The sequence below is a fragment of the Novosphingobium oxfordense genome, assembly GCF_044029435.1.
Taxonomy (GTDB): Bacteria; Pseudomonadota; Alphaproteobacteria; order Sphingomonadales; family Sphingomonadaceae; genus Novosphingobium.
The window spans coordinates 417,944-434,667 of record NZ_CP147007.1; the positions used below are offsets into that span (position 1 = coordinate 417,944).

Annotated in this window: 11 protein-coding genes; 6 read left to right on the top strand and 5 right to left on the bottom strand. The window is 65.2% G+C overall.

Going from position 1 to position 16,724, the window contains the following annotated elements:
• The first annotated feature begins 237 nt into the window (after positions 1–237).
• The 4 genes from WBP07_RS21900 to WBP07_RS21915 all read left to right on the top strand — a co-directional run bounded on the left by WBP07_RS21900 (position 238) and on the right by WBP07_RS21915 (position 10,263).
• Positions 238–2,067, top strand: coding sequence for an AAA family ATPase (locus WBP07_RS21900; protein ID WP_395395980.1), 1,830 nt, complete (start codon positions 238–240; stop codon positions 2,065–2,067).
• On the top strand, positions 2,064–2,708 hold the full coding sequence (locus WBP07_RS21905) for a 4Fe-4S cluster-binding domain-containing protein (RefSeq protein WP_395395981.1): 645 nt from the start codon (positions 2,064–2,066) through the stop codon (positions 2,706–2,708). Before WBP07_RS21900 ends, WBP07_RS21905 begins: the two co-directional genes overlap by 4 nt.
• 200 nt (positions 2,709–2,908) lie before the next feature.
• Positions 2,909–8,959 (top strand): AAA domain-containing protein, encoded by a 6,051-nt coding sequence (locus tag WBP07_RS21910; protein WP_395395982.1) that lies wholly within the window; start codon positions 2,909–2,911, stop codon positions 8,957–8,959.
• The gene (locus tag WBP07_RS21915) at positions 8,956–10,263 is read left to right on the top strand and encodes a hypothetical protein (protein ID WP_395395983.1); all 1,308 of its coding nucleotides are present in this window, start codon (positions 8,956–8,958) and stop codon (positions 10,261–10,263) included. Before WBP07_RS21910 ends, WBP07_RS21915 begins: the two co-directional genes overlap by 4 nt.
• A 10-nt stretch (positions 10,264–10,273) precedes the next feature.
• Here the strand turns inward: WBP07_RS21915 and WBP07_RS21920 are convergent, their stop codons facing one another.
• The gene (locus WBP07_RS21920) at positions 10,274–10,864 is read right to left on the bottom strand and encodes a thermonuclease family protein (RefSeq protein ID WP_395395984.1); all 591 of its coding nucleotides are present in this window, start codon (positions 10,862–10,864) and stop codon (positions 10,274–10,276) included.
• Positions 10,865–10,970: 106 nt separating this feature from the next.
• Here WBP07_RS21920 and istA point away from each other — a divergent pair, with 106 nt between their 5' ends.
• A complete protein-coding gene (gene istA, locus WBP07_RS21925; RefSeq protein WP_395395985.1) occupies positions 10,971–12,497 on the top strand; it encodes an IS21 family transposase in 1,527 nt (508 codons plus the stop codon).
• A gap of 10 nt (positions 12,498–12,507) precedes the next feature.
• Positions 12,508–13,248, top strand: coding sequence for an IS21-like element helper ATPase IstB (istB, locus tag WBP07_RS21930; protein ID WP_395395986.1), 741 nt, complete (start codon positions 12,508–12,510; stop codon positions 13,246–13,248).
• A gap of 57 nt (positions 13,249–13,305) precedes the next feature.
• Here istB and WBP07_RS21935 read toward each other — a convergent pair whose 3' ends face one another.
• The 4 genes from WBP07_RS21935 to WBP07_RS21950 form a co-directional block, all read right to left on the bottom strand.
• Positions 13,306–13,869, bottom strand: coding sequence for an SH3 domain-containing protein (locus WBP07_RS21935; RefSeq protein ID WP_395395987.1), 564 nt, complete (start codon positions 13,867–13,869; stop codon positions 13,306–13,308).
• Positions 13,870–13,884: 15 nt separating this feature from the next.
• Entirely contained in the window at positions 13,885–14,292 is a 408-nt protein-coding gene (locus tag WBP07_RS21940) for a hypothetical protein (RefSeq protein WP_395395988.1), read from the bottom strand.
• Positions 14,293–14,545: 253 nt separating this feature from the next.
• Entirely contained in the window at positions 14,546–14,821 is a 276-nt protein-coding gene (locus WBP07_RS21945; protein WP_395395989.1) for an HU family DNA-binding protein, read from the bottom strand.
• A gap of 162 nt (positions 14,822–14,983) precedes the next feature.
• Entirely contained in the window at positions 14,984–16,252 is a 1,269-nt protein-coding gene (locus WBP07_RS21950; protein ID WP_395395990.1) for a tyrosine-type recombinase/integrase, read from the bottom strand.
• Positions 16,253–16,724: the final 472 nt, after the last annotated feature.

The following is a 16,724-nucleotide window of genomic DNA, read 5'->3' on the forward strand; positions in this document are numbered from 1 at the left end:
CTATCCAGAACCCATTGCTCTGTTGCAAACCTGTAAGAGGCGGGCGGTCAGCAGTCGAGAACGCCGTTAGTTTGCAGTAAGATGAGGGACCACGTGAGGTCGTTACGCGGGATGGAATTCTGATAATTCCATGTCTCGCCGAGTCAGGCAACTGCAAATTGACCTCGCAATGCTGAGCCGATACTCTTGTAGTCGGGCGATGGATTGCAGTGTGGTTTACTTGGGGGCTTTGACTAAGTGTCGGAAAATGATCTGAGGCCGCGATGGGGGCGCGATCTGACTCGGTTCCTCCCTTTGAAGAGCCAATTCGTCCTCACCGGCAATGTACGGGATCTGCATGTCAGGCTCGTGGATGGAAGAGTTACGGCCGCGCCTCTAGTCGATGTCCTGGCGGCGAGCCTTTCCGATGCAGGCTACAGCGATGTAATACGCTACGATCCAGTCTACGGTTTCAGCGCCCTGGCTGGCCCGTCGCTGTCGGACGGCGAAATCGATGCCCCGTTGCTCCGTCTGGGTCTGACGCCTGCGGGAGGACGGGCGGCGGGTGGACCCGACCTCCTTGCGGCGACGCTGGACCGTGCGGTCGCACTCGACGGTCCGCCTGTCGCGTTGGTCGTCGACTTCGCATCGCGACTGATCGTCCGCACCGATTCCCTCTCCGCCTCCGAACAGCAGCTGTTCACACGCGCGCTGGTGCTCAGTCAGATGGCGGCCGCGAGGCCAGTCGGACCGGATCGGTCGCCGCTCTACAACTGCGTGATCTGGATAGTCGAGAAGGAGGGCGACCTTCCCGACTGGCTGATCATCGACAATCCGCGGCTGAGGCACATCCCCATATCCCCGCCCGACCGCGCCGCGCGGCGCGCGGTGGCTCCCTCATTGGTAAGAGGCATGCCGGGCGGAAGGGAGTCCAATCCGGAGACCCTCGATCAGGCCTGCGATGACCTCGTCGACGCCACGGAGGGGATGCTGCTGGTCGATCTCAACGCCGTAGCCCAGCTGGCCAGGAGAGAAGGCGTTGCGATCGGGGACGTGAGCGAGGCCGTCCGTCGCTACAAGGTCGGCGTCACAGAGGACGCCTGGCGGAAGATCGAGCGCGGCCGGATTTCCGGCGGTGGCGACGCGATCAGGCGTCGCGTTGTCGGACAGGACCATGCGGTCGTCCACATGCTGGACATAGTGAAGCGAGCGGCGACCGGCATTGGCGGAAGTCGGCGCGGAGGACGACCGCGGGGTGTGGCCTTCCTTGCGGGCCCGACCGGCGTCGGCAAGACGGAGCTCGCGAAGACGGTGACGGAGCTGCTCTTCGGCGATGAGAGCGCCTATATCCGGTTCGACATGTCGGAGTTCAGCGCGGAGCATGCGGATCAGCGCCTGATCGGCGCACCGCCCGGCTACGTCGGCTACGACGTTGGCGGGGAGCTTACCAACGCGGTGCGGGAAAGACCGTTCAGCGTCGTGCTGTTCGACGAGATCGAAAAGGCCCACCCTCGGATTCTCGACAAATTCCTGCAGATCCTCGACGATGGCGTGCTGACCTCGGGACGTGGCGATCGGGTATATTTCTCCGAGGCCCTCATCATCTTCACGTCGAACCTCGGCATTTACACGACCGCGCCGGACGGAAGCCGCCGTGCGAACGTCCATGCCGACCATCCGTTCGAGCAGGTCCAGTCCCTCGTGCGCGGCGAGATCGAAAATCATTTCAAGCTCGTCCTGAACCGCCCGGAAATCCTCAACCGCATCGGCGAGAACATCATCGTCTTCGACTTCATCCGGCAGGACGTCGCATCCAGGATATTCGACGGCATGGTCTCGGCCGTGCTGCTCGACGCGGCAGCCTCTAGCTTCGAGGTGACGTTGTCGCCGGAAGCCAGGGCTACGCTGCTGGACCTTTGCACATCAGACCTTGCGAACGGCGGCCGCGGGATCCGTAACAAGATCGAGGCGCACCTTACAAATCCGCTCGCCAGAGCGCTGTTCGAGCAGGACGGGACGGGACGCTTCGTGGTCCGCGGAATAGAAAGCGGGGCTGTCACGTCGCTTCTCCTGGATCGTGCGGAATGAAGGTCAGCATCTCTCGATTGCATTTCCCGATCACGGCGCTGGGGCCAGGACGCCGGGTCGGCTTGTGGATGCAGGGCTGCTCGATCAGATGCGCCGGCTGCATTTCGGTGGACACCTGGCAAGACGGTGAGGGAATTGTGCCCATCGAGGACGTCATAGCGAAGCTGACGGAGCATGCATCCGAAGCCGACGGGCTCACCGTCTCCGGCGGCGAACCGTTCGATCAGCCTGACGCGCTTCTAAAGCTCCTTGCGCACTGGCGTCAGGTCTCCAAGTCCTCGACCCTGGTATTCACCGGTCGCGAACGGGAGGACATCGACCCCTGGCTTGCCGGAAATCCGGGGCTGGTGGACGCCGTGATGACGGGGCCGTTCCGTTCGGATCTTCCGCAGACCATGGCATTGCGCGGCAGCGACAACCAGAAGCTGCATATCCTCACGCCAAGGGGGGAGGCGCTCACGGCATATGAGCGATCCGCCGCCCCATCGGATCGGCGCCTCGACGTCATGTTCGACCAGCAGGGCGAGGCCTGGATAGCGGGCATCCCCACCCGCGGCGACATGGGGCGCCTGCGTCGCGTTTTGGCGGCCGCCGGGCATCGGGCGGTGACCTCCGATGCAACTGGAGCATTCTCGGCATGATCAGGTTCTGTCCCAACTGCTCCACCGAGCGCTCGGCCGAGGAGCTGTTCTGCGAGGGCGACCTGAATGGCGCGCCGTGCGATTGGCCACTCTCGAGCGTCCCTCTGCGGCAGCCCGGCTTGCGTCCTGTCACCGTCGCGCCAGCGCCGACTGCGTGCGCCCGTTGCGAGAATGGGCACGAAGCGGAGACGGGAGACCTCATGTGCGCCGTCTGCGGCGCGGACGTGCTCGACGAGACCGCCCCTGGGCAGGTCGTCGCCGGTGCTGAGCAGACGGAACCGGCGGAAGGGCCACCGGACGTGGCGGTCACGGAAACCGAGACGACCATCGGCGAGTGGCGCCTCCTCCGGAGGCTGCCTACTACGAGCCATGTCCATGAACGCTACGAGGCGCTGAGGGACTCGGACGGGCGCGGCGCCGTGCTCATCCTCTACTCGGAAGGGAGCGAGCCGGATCCTGAGGTCTACGAGGCGCTGCGGACGATGGACCGGGACCATGTCCCGGAGGTGCTGGAGACCGGGCGGTTCGGCGACCGGGCCTATGAGGTCTCCGAGGACCTCCGGGGTGGCACGCTTGCCGACCTCGGCCTGCTACAGGGCGATGCCGCCACCCTTTCCCGGATTCTCGAGGAGGTAGGAGGCGCTCTCTCGGCTTTGGCAGAGGGAGGCTTGAGACATCGGGATCTCAGGCCCGGCGCCATCGTGGTGCGCGAGCGCGACCCGCTCGACCTCGTCATCACGGACTTCGGCTCCGCACGGCTGTCCGAATACGACCTCGATATCGTGTCACCACTGGAGATAACCCGCTACACCGCGCCGGAGGCGGTGGCGGGTGGAGTGGCGGCCGCCAGCGACTGGTGGAGCCTGGGCATGATCCTGCTCGAGCAGGTCACGCGGGGCGCCTGTTTCGCCGGCGCGGACGACCAGTCTTTCCTCATCAGTGTGTTGACGAACGGCGCGCCGATCCCGGATGGCCTCTCACCAGAGGTCGACCGGCTCCTCCGCGGCCTTCTCGCCGCCGACCGGCATTCGCGCTGGTGCTGGCCGGAGGTCCGTCGATGGCTTGACGGGGACATGCCGGAAGCACCGGAGCGGCTCGGCGTTGCCGGGGACGATCACGCCCGTCGATCAATCGAACTGGGCGGCCGGCGTCAAACCGGCCCGGGTCACTTCGCCCTTTCGGCGGCGGAGTCGGAAAACTGGGCTGAGGCGCGGAGCCTCCTGATACGCGGCGAGCTCGCCACATGGATGGAGGAGGCCGGCCTGCATGCCGACCTCAGGGCGGACATCCGGGAAATCGCCTCGATGGAGGACGTCTCAGAGGATCTGCGCCTCTCCCTCGCGCTCAAGACCCTCAACCCTGCGATGCCGCTGGTGGTGAGCGGTGAGATCGTCACGCCCGGCTGGCTCATGGATCATCCGGACGAGGGATATGATCTGATAGCCGGCCCCGTGCCTGATCGGCTCGAGCGAGACGATTCCGAACTGTGGCTCTGCCGGCTCAAGCGCCGGGAGACCAAGGTGCGCGACCGCGCCGCCCAGCTCGACGTTGAACTGGACGAGACCCAGTTGCGGGTTCTTGTCCTGTCCACGTCGAAGAGCCGCCTCGCTTCGGTCTGGGAGGAACGCCGACGCATCCTTCCCGACACGGACCACCCGGGGCTGCTCGCCATCATCGAGCGGCGGATCACCGAGGAGGAGGACCTGATACTTCTCCTCAGCTCGGCCACCTCGCAGTTCCGTTCGACCGACGCCATAGTGGACGAGGCCGAGAGCGCCGCACGCCGTGCTGGCCTCGAGACCTTCGACCGGGGAGCGGCGGAGCAGCGGCTGATCGGCTCGCGCCGGGATCTCCACTCCGACATCGAGCTCCGGCTCGAGGGCTTCGCCAGATGCGGCCTGGACCGGATCGACGAGTGGGCCGATCAGTTCAGGCTGGAGAAGCGCCTGCCTCTCGCCCGGGCCTTGGCTCTGCTGGCCGTGCCCGACGACAGGTGGACCCGGCCCCCGCGGCAGGCCTACATCGCTACGCTCCTCGACTTCTTCGCACGCCGGATCACCGGCGCGATCATGCGGGGGCCGTTGACCCGGATGGTCATCAGCAAGACGGTCGCACGTCTCGACCTGATGGAGCTCGACAGCCCCCGACGTCGAGCGTCCGATCTGCTCGATCATATCATGCTCCGGAATGATCAGACCATCGAGGTGGACCCCGCTCCGTTTGCCGACGACCCGCGGATCGAGCGGCGTCTGCGCACCCTCCACAGCCATGCCACCCTCTACAGGCGCGACACGGGCATCGACGGCCTCTATCTGGGCTTCCCGTTCCTCGCCTTGCAGGAGGCGAAGTCGTCGACGCGAACGAGGATCGCGCCGGTTCTCCTCTGGCCGATCAAGCTGAACCCGGAAGTCGGATCGCGCGGGCGGGTTAAGCTCGGCTTTGATCGTGACCGCGAGGAGGTCCGCCTCAATCCGGCGTTTGAGACGCTGCTCGGGGTCGAGACCGCCGAGCGGTGGCAGGAGGCGGCGAATGAGGTTCTGGCGCGCTCCTCGGTCAACGCGGCCGAGGTCGTCGACGCCTTCCGCGAATTCGCAAACGTCCAGGGGCGTGACGTGGTCAGCGTCCCATCGAAGGACCTGCGGCTGAAGGTCGGCGAGGATCGGCTCGTCTGCGCCGGCGCGCTTTTCCATCTGGGCTTCATGGGGCAAGCCGTGATGGAGGACCTGCGCCAACTGAAGTTTCTGGCACCGTCCGGCTCTGGCCTCGAGACGGCCTTCCGCATCGGTGGGGAGCCCGAACGGCCCGAGCCCGTGGCCGTCCCCGAAAGCGAGCGCTACTTCACAGCAGACAGTGACCCCTCCCAGGAGGCGGCGGTCCTTGAAGCGCGCAACGGCCGCGGCCTGCTGGTCGAGGGTCCTCCCGGCACGGGTAAGAGCCAGACGATCGTCAACATGGTGGGTGACGCCATCGGCACCGGGCGCAGCCTGCTCGTCGTCTGCCAGAAGCAGGCCGCGCTCGAGGTCGTCTACAAGCGCCTCGAGGCGGCGGGACTCGGCGACCGCATCGTCATGGTCAACGACGTCAACAAGGACCGGGAGCCGGTTATCCGCGCAGTTCGCGAGCAGCTGGAGGATGTGCTTCGTCGCCCGCAGGGGGCCAGTGGATGGCGTCAGCTACGGCAGCAGACGGCCGCTCGCATCGAGACGCTCGAGCGCGAACTGGATGGGCAGCACCGCGCCCTGCATGCGGTCGACGATCGGACGGGGGTATCCTATCGTCTGATCCTTGGGGATCTCGTCGGCCTGTCCGGCGAAGGAGCGACCCCTCCTCTTCCATCGCTGCGTCGACTGGTTGGGCAGCTGGATCCCGGCCAGCTCGCCACGTTGCAGGAGACATGCGCGCCGGTGGCGAGGCTCTGGCTGCCGGCCCGGTTCGAGGGCAGCGCGCTTGCCGACACGCTTCAGTTCAGTGTCGACGAGGGGAGTCTCGAGACCTTCAGCAAGGACATCGGGAACCTCTCGCGGCTCGAGCGCGAGCGAGACTCGGTGGTCGAACGCACCCCGAACGCCTTCGCCATCGTCGATCCGAAACAGTATCGCGACTGGTCGAGCGCCCATGGCGCCTCTTTGCGGGAGCTGGAGGAGGTGGACCGCGTCCGGTTGGCGCGCTGGCTGGAGCGGCTTTCCGGCGCTGCGGATCGCCCGTCGGCGACGACGCCCATTCAGATCGAACTCGCCGGGATAGAGGCCGAGCTGCTCCGTCTACCCGTCGATGCCGCACCGGAAGCCGAGATAGAGTTGGCGAGAGCCATGGCCGACGAGGAGCTGTCAGATTGGCTCGCCCTCTCCGACCGGCTTCTGAAGCGGCCGACCCTACTCGAGCGCCTCTCTCCGTCCCGCTGGACGGCGGCGATGCGTCGAAGCCGCCTCCTCAAGGAGCACGGCTTGGCCGACGCGGTGTCCTTCGGCGAGGCGCTGCATCGCGAACGGCGGCTTCGTCCCATAAGGCATCGCCTTGTCGAGGCCGTCTCGGACATCGGCGAGCCCTCCGGTCATCTCCAACCGCTCCGCACGGACAAGCTGCTGGATGCAAGCCGGCAGGCTCTGTCGCAACTATCGGCTGCGGAGACGCTCGTCAGTCGGTTGGAAGCCTACCCCGAACGCGCCGTGGCGTTCGCCATGGCGAGAGCCACGAGCCGGCAGGCGGTGGACGATCTCATCGAGGGGATCGACCAGGGGCTAGCGCGGCACGCGGCGCGAACCTCCTCCCACGAGGCCCTTAAGCGGGTCTCTCCCTGGATGAAGGAGGGTTGGCTTTCCGCGGTCGCGACCGTGATCGATGCGAATGCGTCCAATGTTCCGAGGCTGCTGCCCATTGAGGCGGAACTGCCCCACGTCGCCCCGTTCCAACGCTTCCGGGCGCGAGTGCCACATCTGGGCGACGAGGCCATGGCGGTTTTCGGCGAGCTGTCACGTATCCGCGACCGTCTCGAGCCACTCTCAGAGACCGAGCTGGAGCAGACCGTTCGGCGTGTCATCGGCATTGAATCGCGCCTCGCGTGGAAGTCGCGGCTCGAGGAGCAGCACCCGGCGCTTCTCCTGGAGGCCGCCGAACTGGAGATGAAGACCGTGGCGCTGGCGGCGGCGGATCGCGAGATGCGCGGCTTGAACGCCCGCCTGCTCATGGAGGGGATCGACCTGACGCGCGTGCGGCCGCTGCGGGAGTGGGAGGACATAACCCGGCTCCGGGGTGCGCGATCGAAGCGCCTGCGCGAGTTCGTGGACAAGGGAGCGGACCTCGGGCTGATGCGCTTACGGCCGGTGTGGCTCGTGAACCCCGACGTGGCGAGCCGTCTGCTCCCCCTCAAGAAGGCCATGTTCGACACCGTCATCTTCGACGAGGCTTCCCAGATGCCGATCGAATACTCGCTGCCGACGCTGTTCCGAAGCCGGAACATGATCGTGAGCGGGGACGAGAAGCAGATGCCGCCCACGGCGTTCTTCTCCAGCCGTGTCGAGAGTGACGAGGCCGAGGTCTACCAGGGGGAGGACAGCGCGGAGGGGCTCGACGACGAACAGCGCGATGCCGCGACCGAGACCTGGAATCGCCGGGAGATAAAGGACTGTCCCGACCTGCTGCAGCTCGGAAAGGTCGCGCTTCCTCCGACAACCCTTCAAATCCACTACCGGTCCGCCTACCGCGAACTGATCCAGTTCTCGAACGCCTCCTTCTACGGGAACAAGCTGAGCGTGCCGGCCCGGCATCCGGCTGATGAGATCCGAAGGATCCGCCCCATCGAGATGATCAGGGCGGACGGCGTATACGAGGGCCAGACGAACCGGACCGAAGCAGAGAGCGTGGCCGACGCGCTCGCACGCATATGGAGGTCGGGCAACATGGGATCGCCTACGGTCGGCGTCGTGACCTTCAACCGAAAGCAGGCCGACCTGATCGAGGAGGTTCTCGAGGAGCGTGCCGAGGATGATCTCGAGTTCCGCATCGCGCTCACCCGCGAGCGTGATCGCGTCGAGGGGGGCGAGGACGTCAGCTTCTTCGTGAAGAACGTGGAGAACGTCCAGGGCGACGAGCGGGACGTGATCGTGTTCTCCTCGACCTTCGGGCGAAATTCGCAGGGCACGTTCCGGCGCTTCTTCGGCGTGCTGGGACAGACCGGCGGCCAGCGCCGTCTCAACGTGGCGGTGACGCGCGCGAAGAGGAAGGTCGTGCTCGTCACATCGATGCCCATCGATCAGATATCCGACCTACTCTCGACCAGGCGCCAGGCGGTCAGTCCGCGCGATTACCTGCAGGCCTATTTCGAGTATGCGCGGTGCATGTCGGACGGGGACTTGGGTGCAGCGGACGCATTGCTCGGACGTCTCACCACGGAACCCCGCAGAACCCAGTTCCGGGACAATAGCCTGCGGGACGGCCTCGAAGACGCGGTTGCCGCGGAGATCCGCCTTCTCGGCTGGGAGCCAAGACCGGTGAGCGACGAGGGCGCGTTCGGGCTCGATTTCGCCATAGAGGATCCGAGGACCGGCCTGTATGGCATAGGAATCGAGTGCGATGCGCCGCGGCACGGACTGCTGGAGACGGCGCGGTCTCGCGAGATATGGAGGCCGGCGGTGCTGCGCCGCTCCATTCCCGTCATCCACCGCGTCTCCTCCCACCGATGGTTCCATGAACCCGACCGCGAGAGGGCCCGCTTGAAGGCTGCGGTGGAATCCGCGCTGGGGAGCGCGCTGTGAGCGGCCCGAAGGTCGTCAAGATCGTGACGCGGGAGGAGATCCTTGCGATCTGCCATGGCCATCTCGCGCGCGTCGACGCCGCCCTGGCAGAATGGGAGCGCATATGCGGTCGGAACGACTGCGCGGACGACCAGGCGATCGCACATGCGCGCGGCCGCCGCGAGGCGCTTGTCGCGCTGATCACCGCGGACAGGTTCATGGACTTGCAGAAGCAGGCGCCGCTCGAGGAGGCCTTCCTCAACGCCGACTGCCAACGTCGGCTGGCGGATGCCGTGTCAGCGAAATCCCTCGCCCGAAAGAAGACCCGGCGGCAGAAGGAGGCTGCGACAGCGCTGCTGAAGGCGCTCAAATCCGCCGGGATCTTCGTGGAGGGAAGTCTGGAAGAGGCGCTCCGGCGGGGTGACCCGGCGGCTGCATCGCAGGCGGTCCTACTTCTGGGCTCTGGAAAGGTCGGTGTGGAAGGAGACGCGACGCTCGCGGCCAAGCTCCGCGACGGCTCGTCAAGCCGATCGTTCGAGGAGTGGGTGCGCACGCATTCTGCGGAAGCGGGTGATCCGGCCGCCGAACGCATCGAGACCAGGATCGCGGAGATCCTCCAGATAGAGGACTGCCCAGACGAGGGGACATGGCGGGCGAGGCTGGCAGAGGCCGGTGTCGCGCCATCCTTCCGAGGCCGCCTCATCCTCGATTCCCTCGAGGTTGAGACAGGAAGGGCCCTCACAGGTGCGCGGCTTAGGGCGGACGCACGCAGGCGGCTGGCGTCCGCTCTCGCCGTGGCGCGCGCTGCTGGCGCCTCGATCGAAACGGACTGCGCGTCCGACGCGCCCGTGGAGCGGATCGAGGAGGCCATCGCCGCAATCGAGGCAGCCGTCGAGACGCGACGTGAGGCGGAGGCCGTGCAGGCGCGACGCGCCGCCGTCCTGGAGGGCCTGAGCGGTCTCGGATATGAGATAAGCGAGGGCATGGAGACGATGTGGGCGTCCGAGGGGCGACTCGTGGTGAGAAGCGCGACGCGTCCAGACTATGGCGTCGAACTAAGCGGCGAAGCCCGGTTTCAGATGAAGCCCGTAGCCTTCGATGGGCCGGCGGGTGGCCCCGATGCCACGCGCGATCGCGATGCCGAGGTTATCTGGTGCGGCGACGCAGGAGCACTTCAGCAGAGCCTGGCGGCGGCCGGAGATAACCTCGTCATCGAGAAGTCGCTTCCAGTGGGAGCCGTGCCTCTCAAGCGGATCGCTACGTCCGGCGCGGCTTCAGAGGAGGTTCGGGCTGCACCGGTTAGGCGTGAGCGGACACTTAAATAGACGATCGCCGTCAGCACCAGGGGCGACGACGCCCATCCCACCTTCGCGCGAGCCCCTCCGCGACAAGCGCCTCGCCGAGGGACCTCCCTCCAAGCGAGATGACGCGCAACTTCCTTCCGTAGCGGTCGGTTGCGCGACCGACCGCTCTCATTTCGAAGGGGCCCGCGTTAAGAAGCTCCACAAGGCGAAGCGTGGCATTCCGGCCCAGCCTGGCCTCGCGGGGGCATCGGGACGGCTGCGTCTCGGGGGCGTCTATATCGGCGATCCGGATCTTCGCGCCGTCGATCCAGACCGTATCGCCATCCACGACGCAGTCGCGCCTTTCGCGCGAGCGGCAGATGGCGAAGCGCTTCACCGGTCCGAGGGCACGGACCGGACCGGCCGCGGACGGTTGTGGGAAGCCGGCGAGAAGAGCCAGCGCGACGAGTGCCGATACAGCTGCGCCCACCTTCACATCGGAGTTGAGGTTCGTGACGGGATCGAGACGCGCATGGGTGGATGCCCGTCCCATCACACGCCGTAGCGTGCGGATTCCGGGGTCATCCCGGCCACCATTCCGATTTGATCCCGGCCGGGATTCCGAGATGATGCCGGCCACCATTCCGAGCAATTCCCGGCCACCCGGGAGGGAGTGAGAAGCCCGATCGTTGGGTCCATCTTATCGGCGCAGCAGCCGGAGGATGGAGATGCCGACGAGGAGGCCGAAGATGCGCCATGTGCGCGAAGTAATGAGAATGCATCGGGAGGCTTGTGTCCCGATGCGCGAGATCGCCCGACTGACTGGCCTTGCTCGATCAACAGTGCGCGACATGATCGTGCGCTTCGACCGCTCGGGATTGGCGTGGCCGGTTCCGGCCGAGATCGGCGACATAGATCTGGAGGGCCGCTTGTATGGCCCCTCCGGCGTCAAACCTGGGCGACGTAAGCTGCCCGAGCCGGACTGGCCGTTGGTCGCGCGCGAGCTGAAGCGCAAACACGTGACGCTGCAGGTGCTCTGGGAGGAGTACCGCGCCGAACATCCAGACGGATATCGCTACAGCCGGTTCTGCGACCTATTCCGTCGGTGGGAAGGCCGCCTACCGCTGGTCATGCGCCAAAGCCATGCCGGCGGGGAGAAGCTGTTCCTCGACTACGCTGGCGACACGGTTCCGGTCGTGGTGGACCGCAGGACTGGGGAAGTCCGCGGTGCCCACATCTTCGTCGCTGTAATGGGCGGATCGAGCCTGTCGTTTGCGCTGGCGACATGGACCGAGCAGTTCCCTGACTGGATCGCGGGCAACAATGCCGCCTTCGCCTTCTTCCGCGGCGTTCCCCAGTTGCTGGTGCCCGACAATGCCAAGGTGGCGGTGATCAAGGCCTGTCACTTCGATCCTCAGGTGAACCGCAGTTACACAGACATGGCCCGGCATTACGGTACAGCGATCCTGCCGACCCGGCCGCGCAAGCCGCGGGACAAGGCCAAGGTCGAGGCTTGCGTCGGTATCGTCGAACGCTGGTTGCTTGGCCGCTTACGTAACCAGATCTTCTACAGCCTCGCCGAAGTGAATGCAGCGATCGCCGAATGCCTTGCCGATCTCAATGATCGGCGGGTGTTGCGCCAGTTCGGCAAGACGCGCCGCCAGCTCTTCGACGAAGTCGATGTTCCGAACCTCAAGCCGCTGCCGGCAGAGCCGTGGGTTCATGCCGAATGGCGCCGCTGCCGCGTCGGGCTCGATTATCATATCGCGATTGAGCGGCATCACTACTCGGTCCCGCACCGCTTCGCGCGCCGCGAGGTCGAAGCCCGGTTCACTGCCAGTACGGTCGAAATCTTCCTGGGAGGCGAGCGTATCGCCGTGCACATGCGCGGCAGCGGGAATGGCCGGCACACCACCGTCCCCGAGCACATGCCCTCCAGTCATCGGCGCTACGGCGAATGGACGCCGGCGAAGATCCGCGAAGAGGCGGGTCGGATCGGACCGATGCTGTCCTTGCTGGTGGAGAAGGTCATCGAGGCAAAGCCCCATCCGGAACAGGGCTACCGGTCATGCTTGGGCATCATCGGGCTCGAGAGGCGCTTCGGCGCCCAACGGCTTGAGGCCGCGGCGCTGCGCGCGCTGGAAATCCAGGCGCGCAATTACCCGTCGGTCAAATCGATCCTCGAGAAGGGCCTCGATCAGGTCCCGGTTCCCCAATCCCCCGAGCAAGAGCCGATCATCCACTCCAACATCCGCGGCTCGAGCTATTACAACTGAAGGAGCAAGAATGCTGAAGCATCCCACTCTGGACCTCCTGGGCCAGCTCGGCCTCGCCGGCATGGCCAAGGCCTTCGCCGAGATGGAAAGCAACGATGATGCAGCCAGTCTCAGTCACGCAGAATGGCTGGCGCTGCTGCTCGACCATGAGGCCACCTACCGAAATGACAGACGCCTCGCTCTGCGCTTGCGACATGCCAAGCTGCGGCACCGCGCCGTGCCTGAGGATGTTGATTACCGAACGCGCCGCAGCCTTGATCGCCGGCTCTTCGAAACGCTGCTGGCCGGGGAATGGATCTCCAGGCACGAGAACTTGGCCATCATCGGCCCGACTGGCATCGGCAAAAGTTGGTTGGCCTGTGCAATCGGCCACAAGGCCTGCCGCGATAACCGTTCGGTTCTGTACACCCGGTTGCCCCGGCTGATCGACGAACTGACGCTGGCCAAGGGAGACGGCCGTATCGCCGCCCGGATGAAAAGCCTTGCCCGGGTGGAGCTACTGATCCTGGATGATTGGGGTCTTCAGCCGCTCGACGGCAATGCCCGGCATCATCTCCTCGAAATTCTCGAGGACCGCTACGGTCAACGCTCCACGCTCGTCACCAGCCAGCTTCCCGTGGCCCGCTGGCATCAGACCATAAACGATCCGACATACGCCGACGCCATCCTGGACCGCCTCGTTCACAATGCACACCGCCTCGAACTCGAGGGAGATTCCATGCGCCGGCCTGCGACCCAAACCGCCGCTTGACCACCGTCAATCCCTAATGCCATCAAGCGAAACGATCTGGCTTCTACCCGGCCGGGATCAAATCGGAATGGTGGCCGGGATCAGATTGGAACAGGCGACCGGGATCATCGGAATCCGCACGTAGCGCTTGTTGCCGCCGCTGGTGATGCAGTATCGTCCTCCCCTAGGGCCGACGCAGACGCTGCCGCCTCCACACGGGCAGCTGCCACCGCCCTGCAGCCCGTTTGAGCGGGACCGGGTCCGGCTGGACGAAGGCCGCGCTTTCGGCGTCGCCGAGGATTTGCCCATGAGCTTCGCCGGAGCGCTACGGCGACTAATCGTGTCTCCAGAGAGGTCTCTTCCGCCAATTGAGGACGAAGTCCAGCCAGACACGTCGCGCGCGATCAGGTCGCTGCGGACCCAGCATGCCGGTAGGCTCAGTGGATCCACATAGCTCCAACCGTCCGACGCGGAAATGACAGCGAACTCCTCGCCCCGACGCAGGGTGCCGAGAACGGGTGAGGTCGCGCGCGGAGCCGCCCGGCAGTTGGTGTTGTCGCTCCTGACGGTCTCGGCTTGCGCCGTGGCACCAAGCAGGAAGGAGGTTATGATGAGCCCCCAGCGGAACAGTCCCACTCGCATGTAGACCTCTTTTCGTTACACTGTTTCGGAGAGCGCCGCCTGCACCTGAGCAGCGATCGCAGGCAGACTGCGGAGTTCCTCAATGAGGCGATCCAGTCGATTCCGGCTCGAGATCAGACTATGGTGCGAGTGCAGCGTGATGCCCCTGCCAGGCCATGATGCGACATGGATGCCGATATGCATCTTCCCTGTCGCGCGCATGTCGGCACCGTCCGGAGCGACTGCGGCAAGCTGCTCGAACTTCCCCCATGCGTCGTCAAGCGCCGCGACGTAGGCGTCGATTTCGCCACCCGACATGTTCCAGAACGTCCCGTTGTGACGCCGGTCGATCCCAGGAAAATAGACGCGCGTTCCGTATGAAGTTGGGGTGACGACGAGCGTCCCGCCCAACTGCACCAGCTTGCGTTCCCAGGACCATGACATGTGCAACGCCTCCCCTCCCCGTGACGCTAGGGACGGTTGGACAGCTTAGCAAGCCGCGGCGGGCGGGTAGGTGCTCGTTTATCATTTCGGCAAGCAGCGCCCTTGTGCCCGCTAACAGTCACTTGAGCCTGACAAACGGCACCTTACCTCGATCTGTCGCTTGGAAGCGGACTGACCGCAAAGTCCCAGATGCGGCTGTTCGGCAAAAAACTCTGCGTCATGGACGCAGTGCCGTTCTCGATCTCGCGACGCCTCAGCCGTTCAGCTTGTCCTTGATCGCCTTCGCGGGCGCGAAGGTCAGCTTCTTCGAAGCAGCTATCTGGATGGTTTCGCCGGTCGAAGGGTTACGACCTTCGCGCGCCGGCGAATCCTTGACCTTGAACTTGCCGAAACCGTTCAGCGAAATCTCTTCGCCAGCCGCTGCTGCGTCGGCAATCGACGCGAAAACCGTATCGACGGCCTTCTTCGCATCAGCCTTGGTTACGCCGGTCTCGGTGGCAAGCTTTTCGGCGATGTCGGCATTGTTCATGGGGTATTCTCCTACGGTTTTGGTAGATCGTGATGGAAGAAAATTAGAACCGGTCGAAACGGCCAGCAACGCCGCCCCGGCAAACCCCTGTGCACAGCTGCGCGCGATCCATCGGTAAAGTGTGCACAATCCTACGGGTGGTCTCCGGCACTACGACCCGCGTCAAACCAAGAACTTCATGAGCCGCCCCGCCGCACCTGCCTCGGCGGCCAGGTTGCGGTTGTACGCCAGCGGCATGCGCGGGCTCTTCCAGCGCAGCGCATCCATGATGCCGGCTAGGTCCTCGCCCACGGCAAACAAATCCTGGTTGAGCCCGACCCGCTTCGAATGCGCCGAAGTCCCCTGGAGCAGCCGCGCCACATCGTGCACGGTCAGATCCGGCAGCGCCCCGCGCTCGAAAGCGCGCCGGACGATCGCGCGATAGATCGGTCCGATCGAGCCCGGATGCAGCGGCTTGGCGCCCACGTCGTACGCGACGCGTGCTAGCACCGCGGGTTTGGACAGGGTCTTGCGCAAATCCCAGGCCTCCCGGCCCGAAATCGTTTCAATCCGGCGGCCTTTGACGGCCGGGCGCGCCTTGCAGCGCCGCACCTGCACGCGCCGGAACAGCGGTCCCGCCGTAATCTCGCCGGCTTCGCACCACGCGGCGATCGCGGCGACGCTGCGCGGGCTCAGGAACGCCGTAGCCCCCTCGCCTTGCTGATCGCCTTTATGCTTGTGGATCTTGAGCAGCCGCGCCTCAGGGTCCATCGCCTCGACCAGGTGCTCGACCGCCACCGCGCATAGCTCGGAGACGCGCAGCCCGGTGTCGTAGGCCGTCGACAGCAGCGCCCGGTCGCGCAGCCCCGTAAGATCGTCAGCGCAGCTGTCGAGCAGCGCGCGGATATTGAGACCGCGCGGCGGGTCGGCTGCAACATCGCGCACAGGCCCCTTGAAGCGCAGCGGCCGTGCCTGCTTCTGGGCCACGCCCTTGGCCTTGCGGATCGCCGCGAGCCGCAACATGACCAACGGCGCTGCGGTCGGGTTGGCGATGCGGAGCAGCTTATGCACCCGTGCGATCGAGGCCTTGTAACGCGACAGCGAGGCGGGCTTCGCCCCCTCCCCGGCGCGGGCGTCGAGATAATCTGCCACCACCGCAGGCGTCGCCGGCAGCGCGATGCGATGGGTCTTGCGGCACCACAGGTCGAACGCCTCGAGGTCGGACCGGAGCGCGCGGATCGTATGCGGCGAGGACGCCGCCTGGAACGCGGCGATCAGCGCTTCGTCGATGAGGAGGCTCTCGCCGGCGCGCATGTTGACGACCGCCCAGGCCAGCTCGCCGAGCCCGCGGCGGACCGCAACGGCATTTCCCGCGGAAATCGGCGGTTTCGGGTCGGTGGGCTCACGCGGATCCATGTCGCAGAACGTACCTTCCCGATCGAACGGCGTCAAATCCGCTCATGTGATAACTGCAATTATCACGAGTACACAACTGACGTTATCCTAGAGAGATACCGACAACTCGAGCCTCTTGATTTGCATATTAACCGGTTACTCAGACCTCACTCCATTAAATCTGGGCGAGCGATTTTCTCTAAAATGTAAAACTACAGCCTATTGCCTAGTGATTGCATGGACGACTGCCCGCGGGACACTTTGACTCTGTATCACCGCTTATCAACCGCGCTGCTGCACGTCGGGTAGGGAGCCCTCGTTGCGTACAAATATCGCCAGCGACCTGAGCTCGCAGCGCACGGCATGCGCGAACTCTTCCAACGCAACTCATCAAAACGACAACCAAGCTCCTCACCTCAGGCGAAAAGTCATTGGTTGATCCGGCCCGCATGAACGCCCGATTTCCTGCTTGAGCGGATCTCAACATCACGCTCGACCAGGTAGCGGAAAAAAATTTCTGCATACGGGC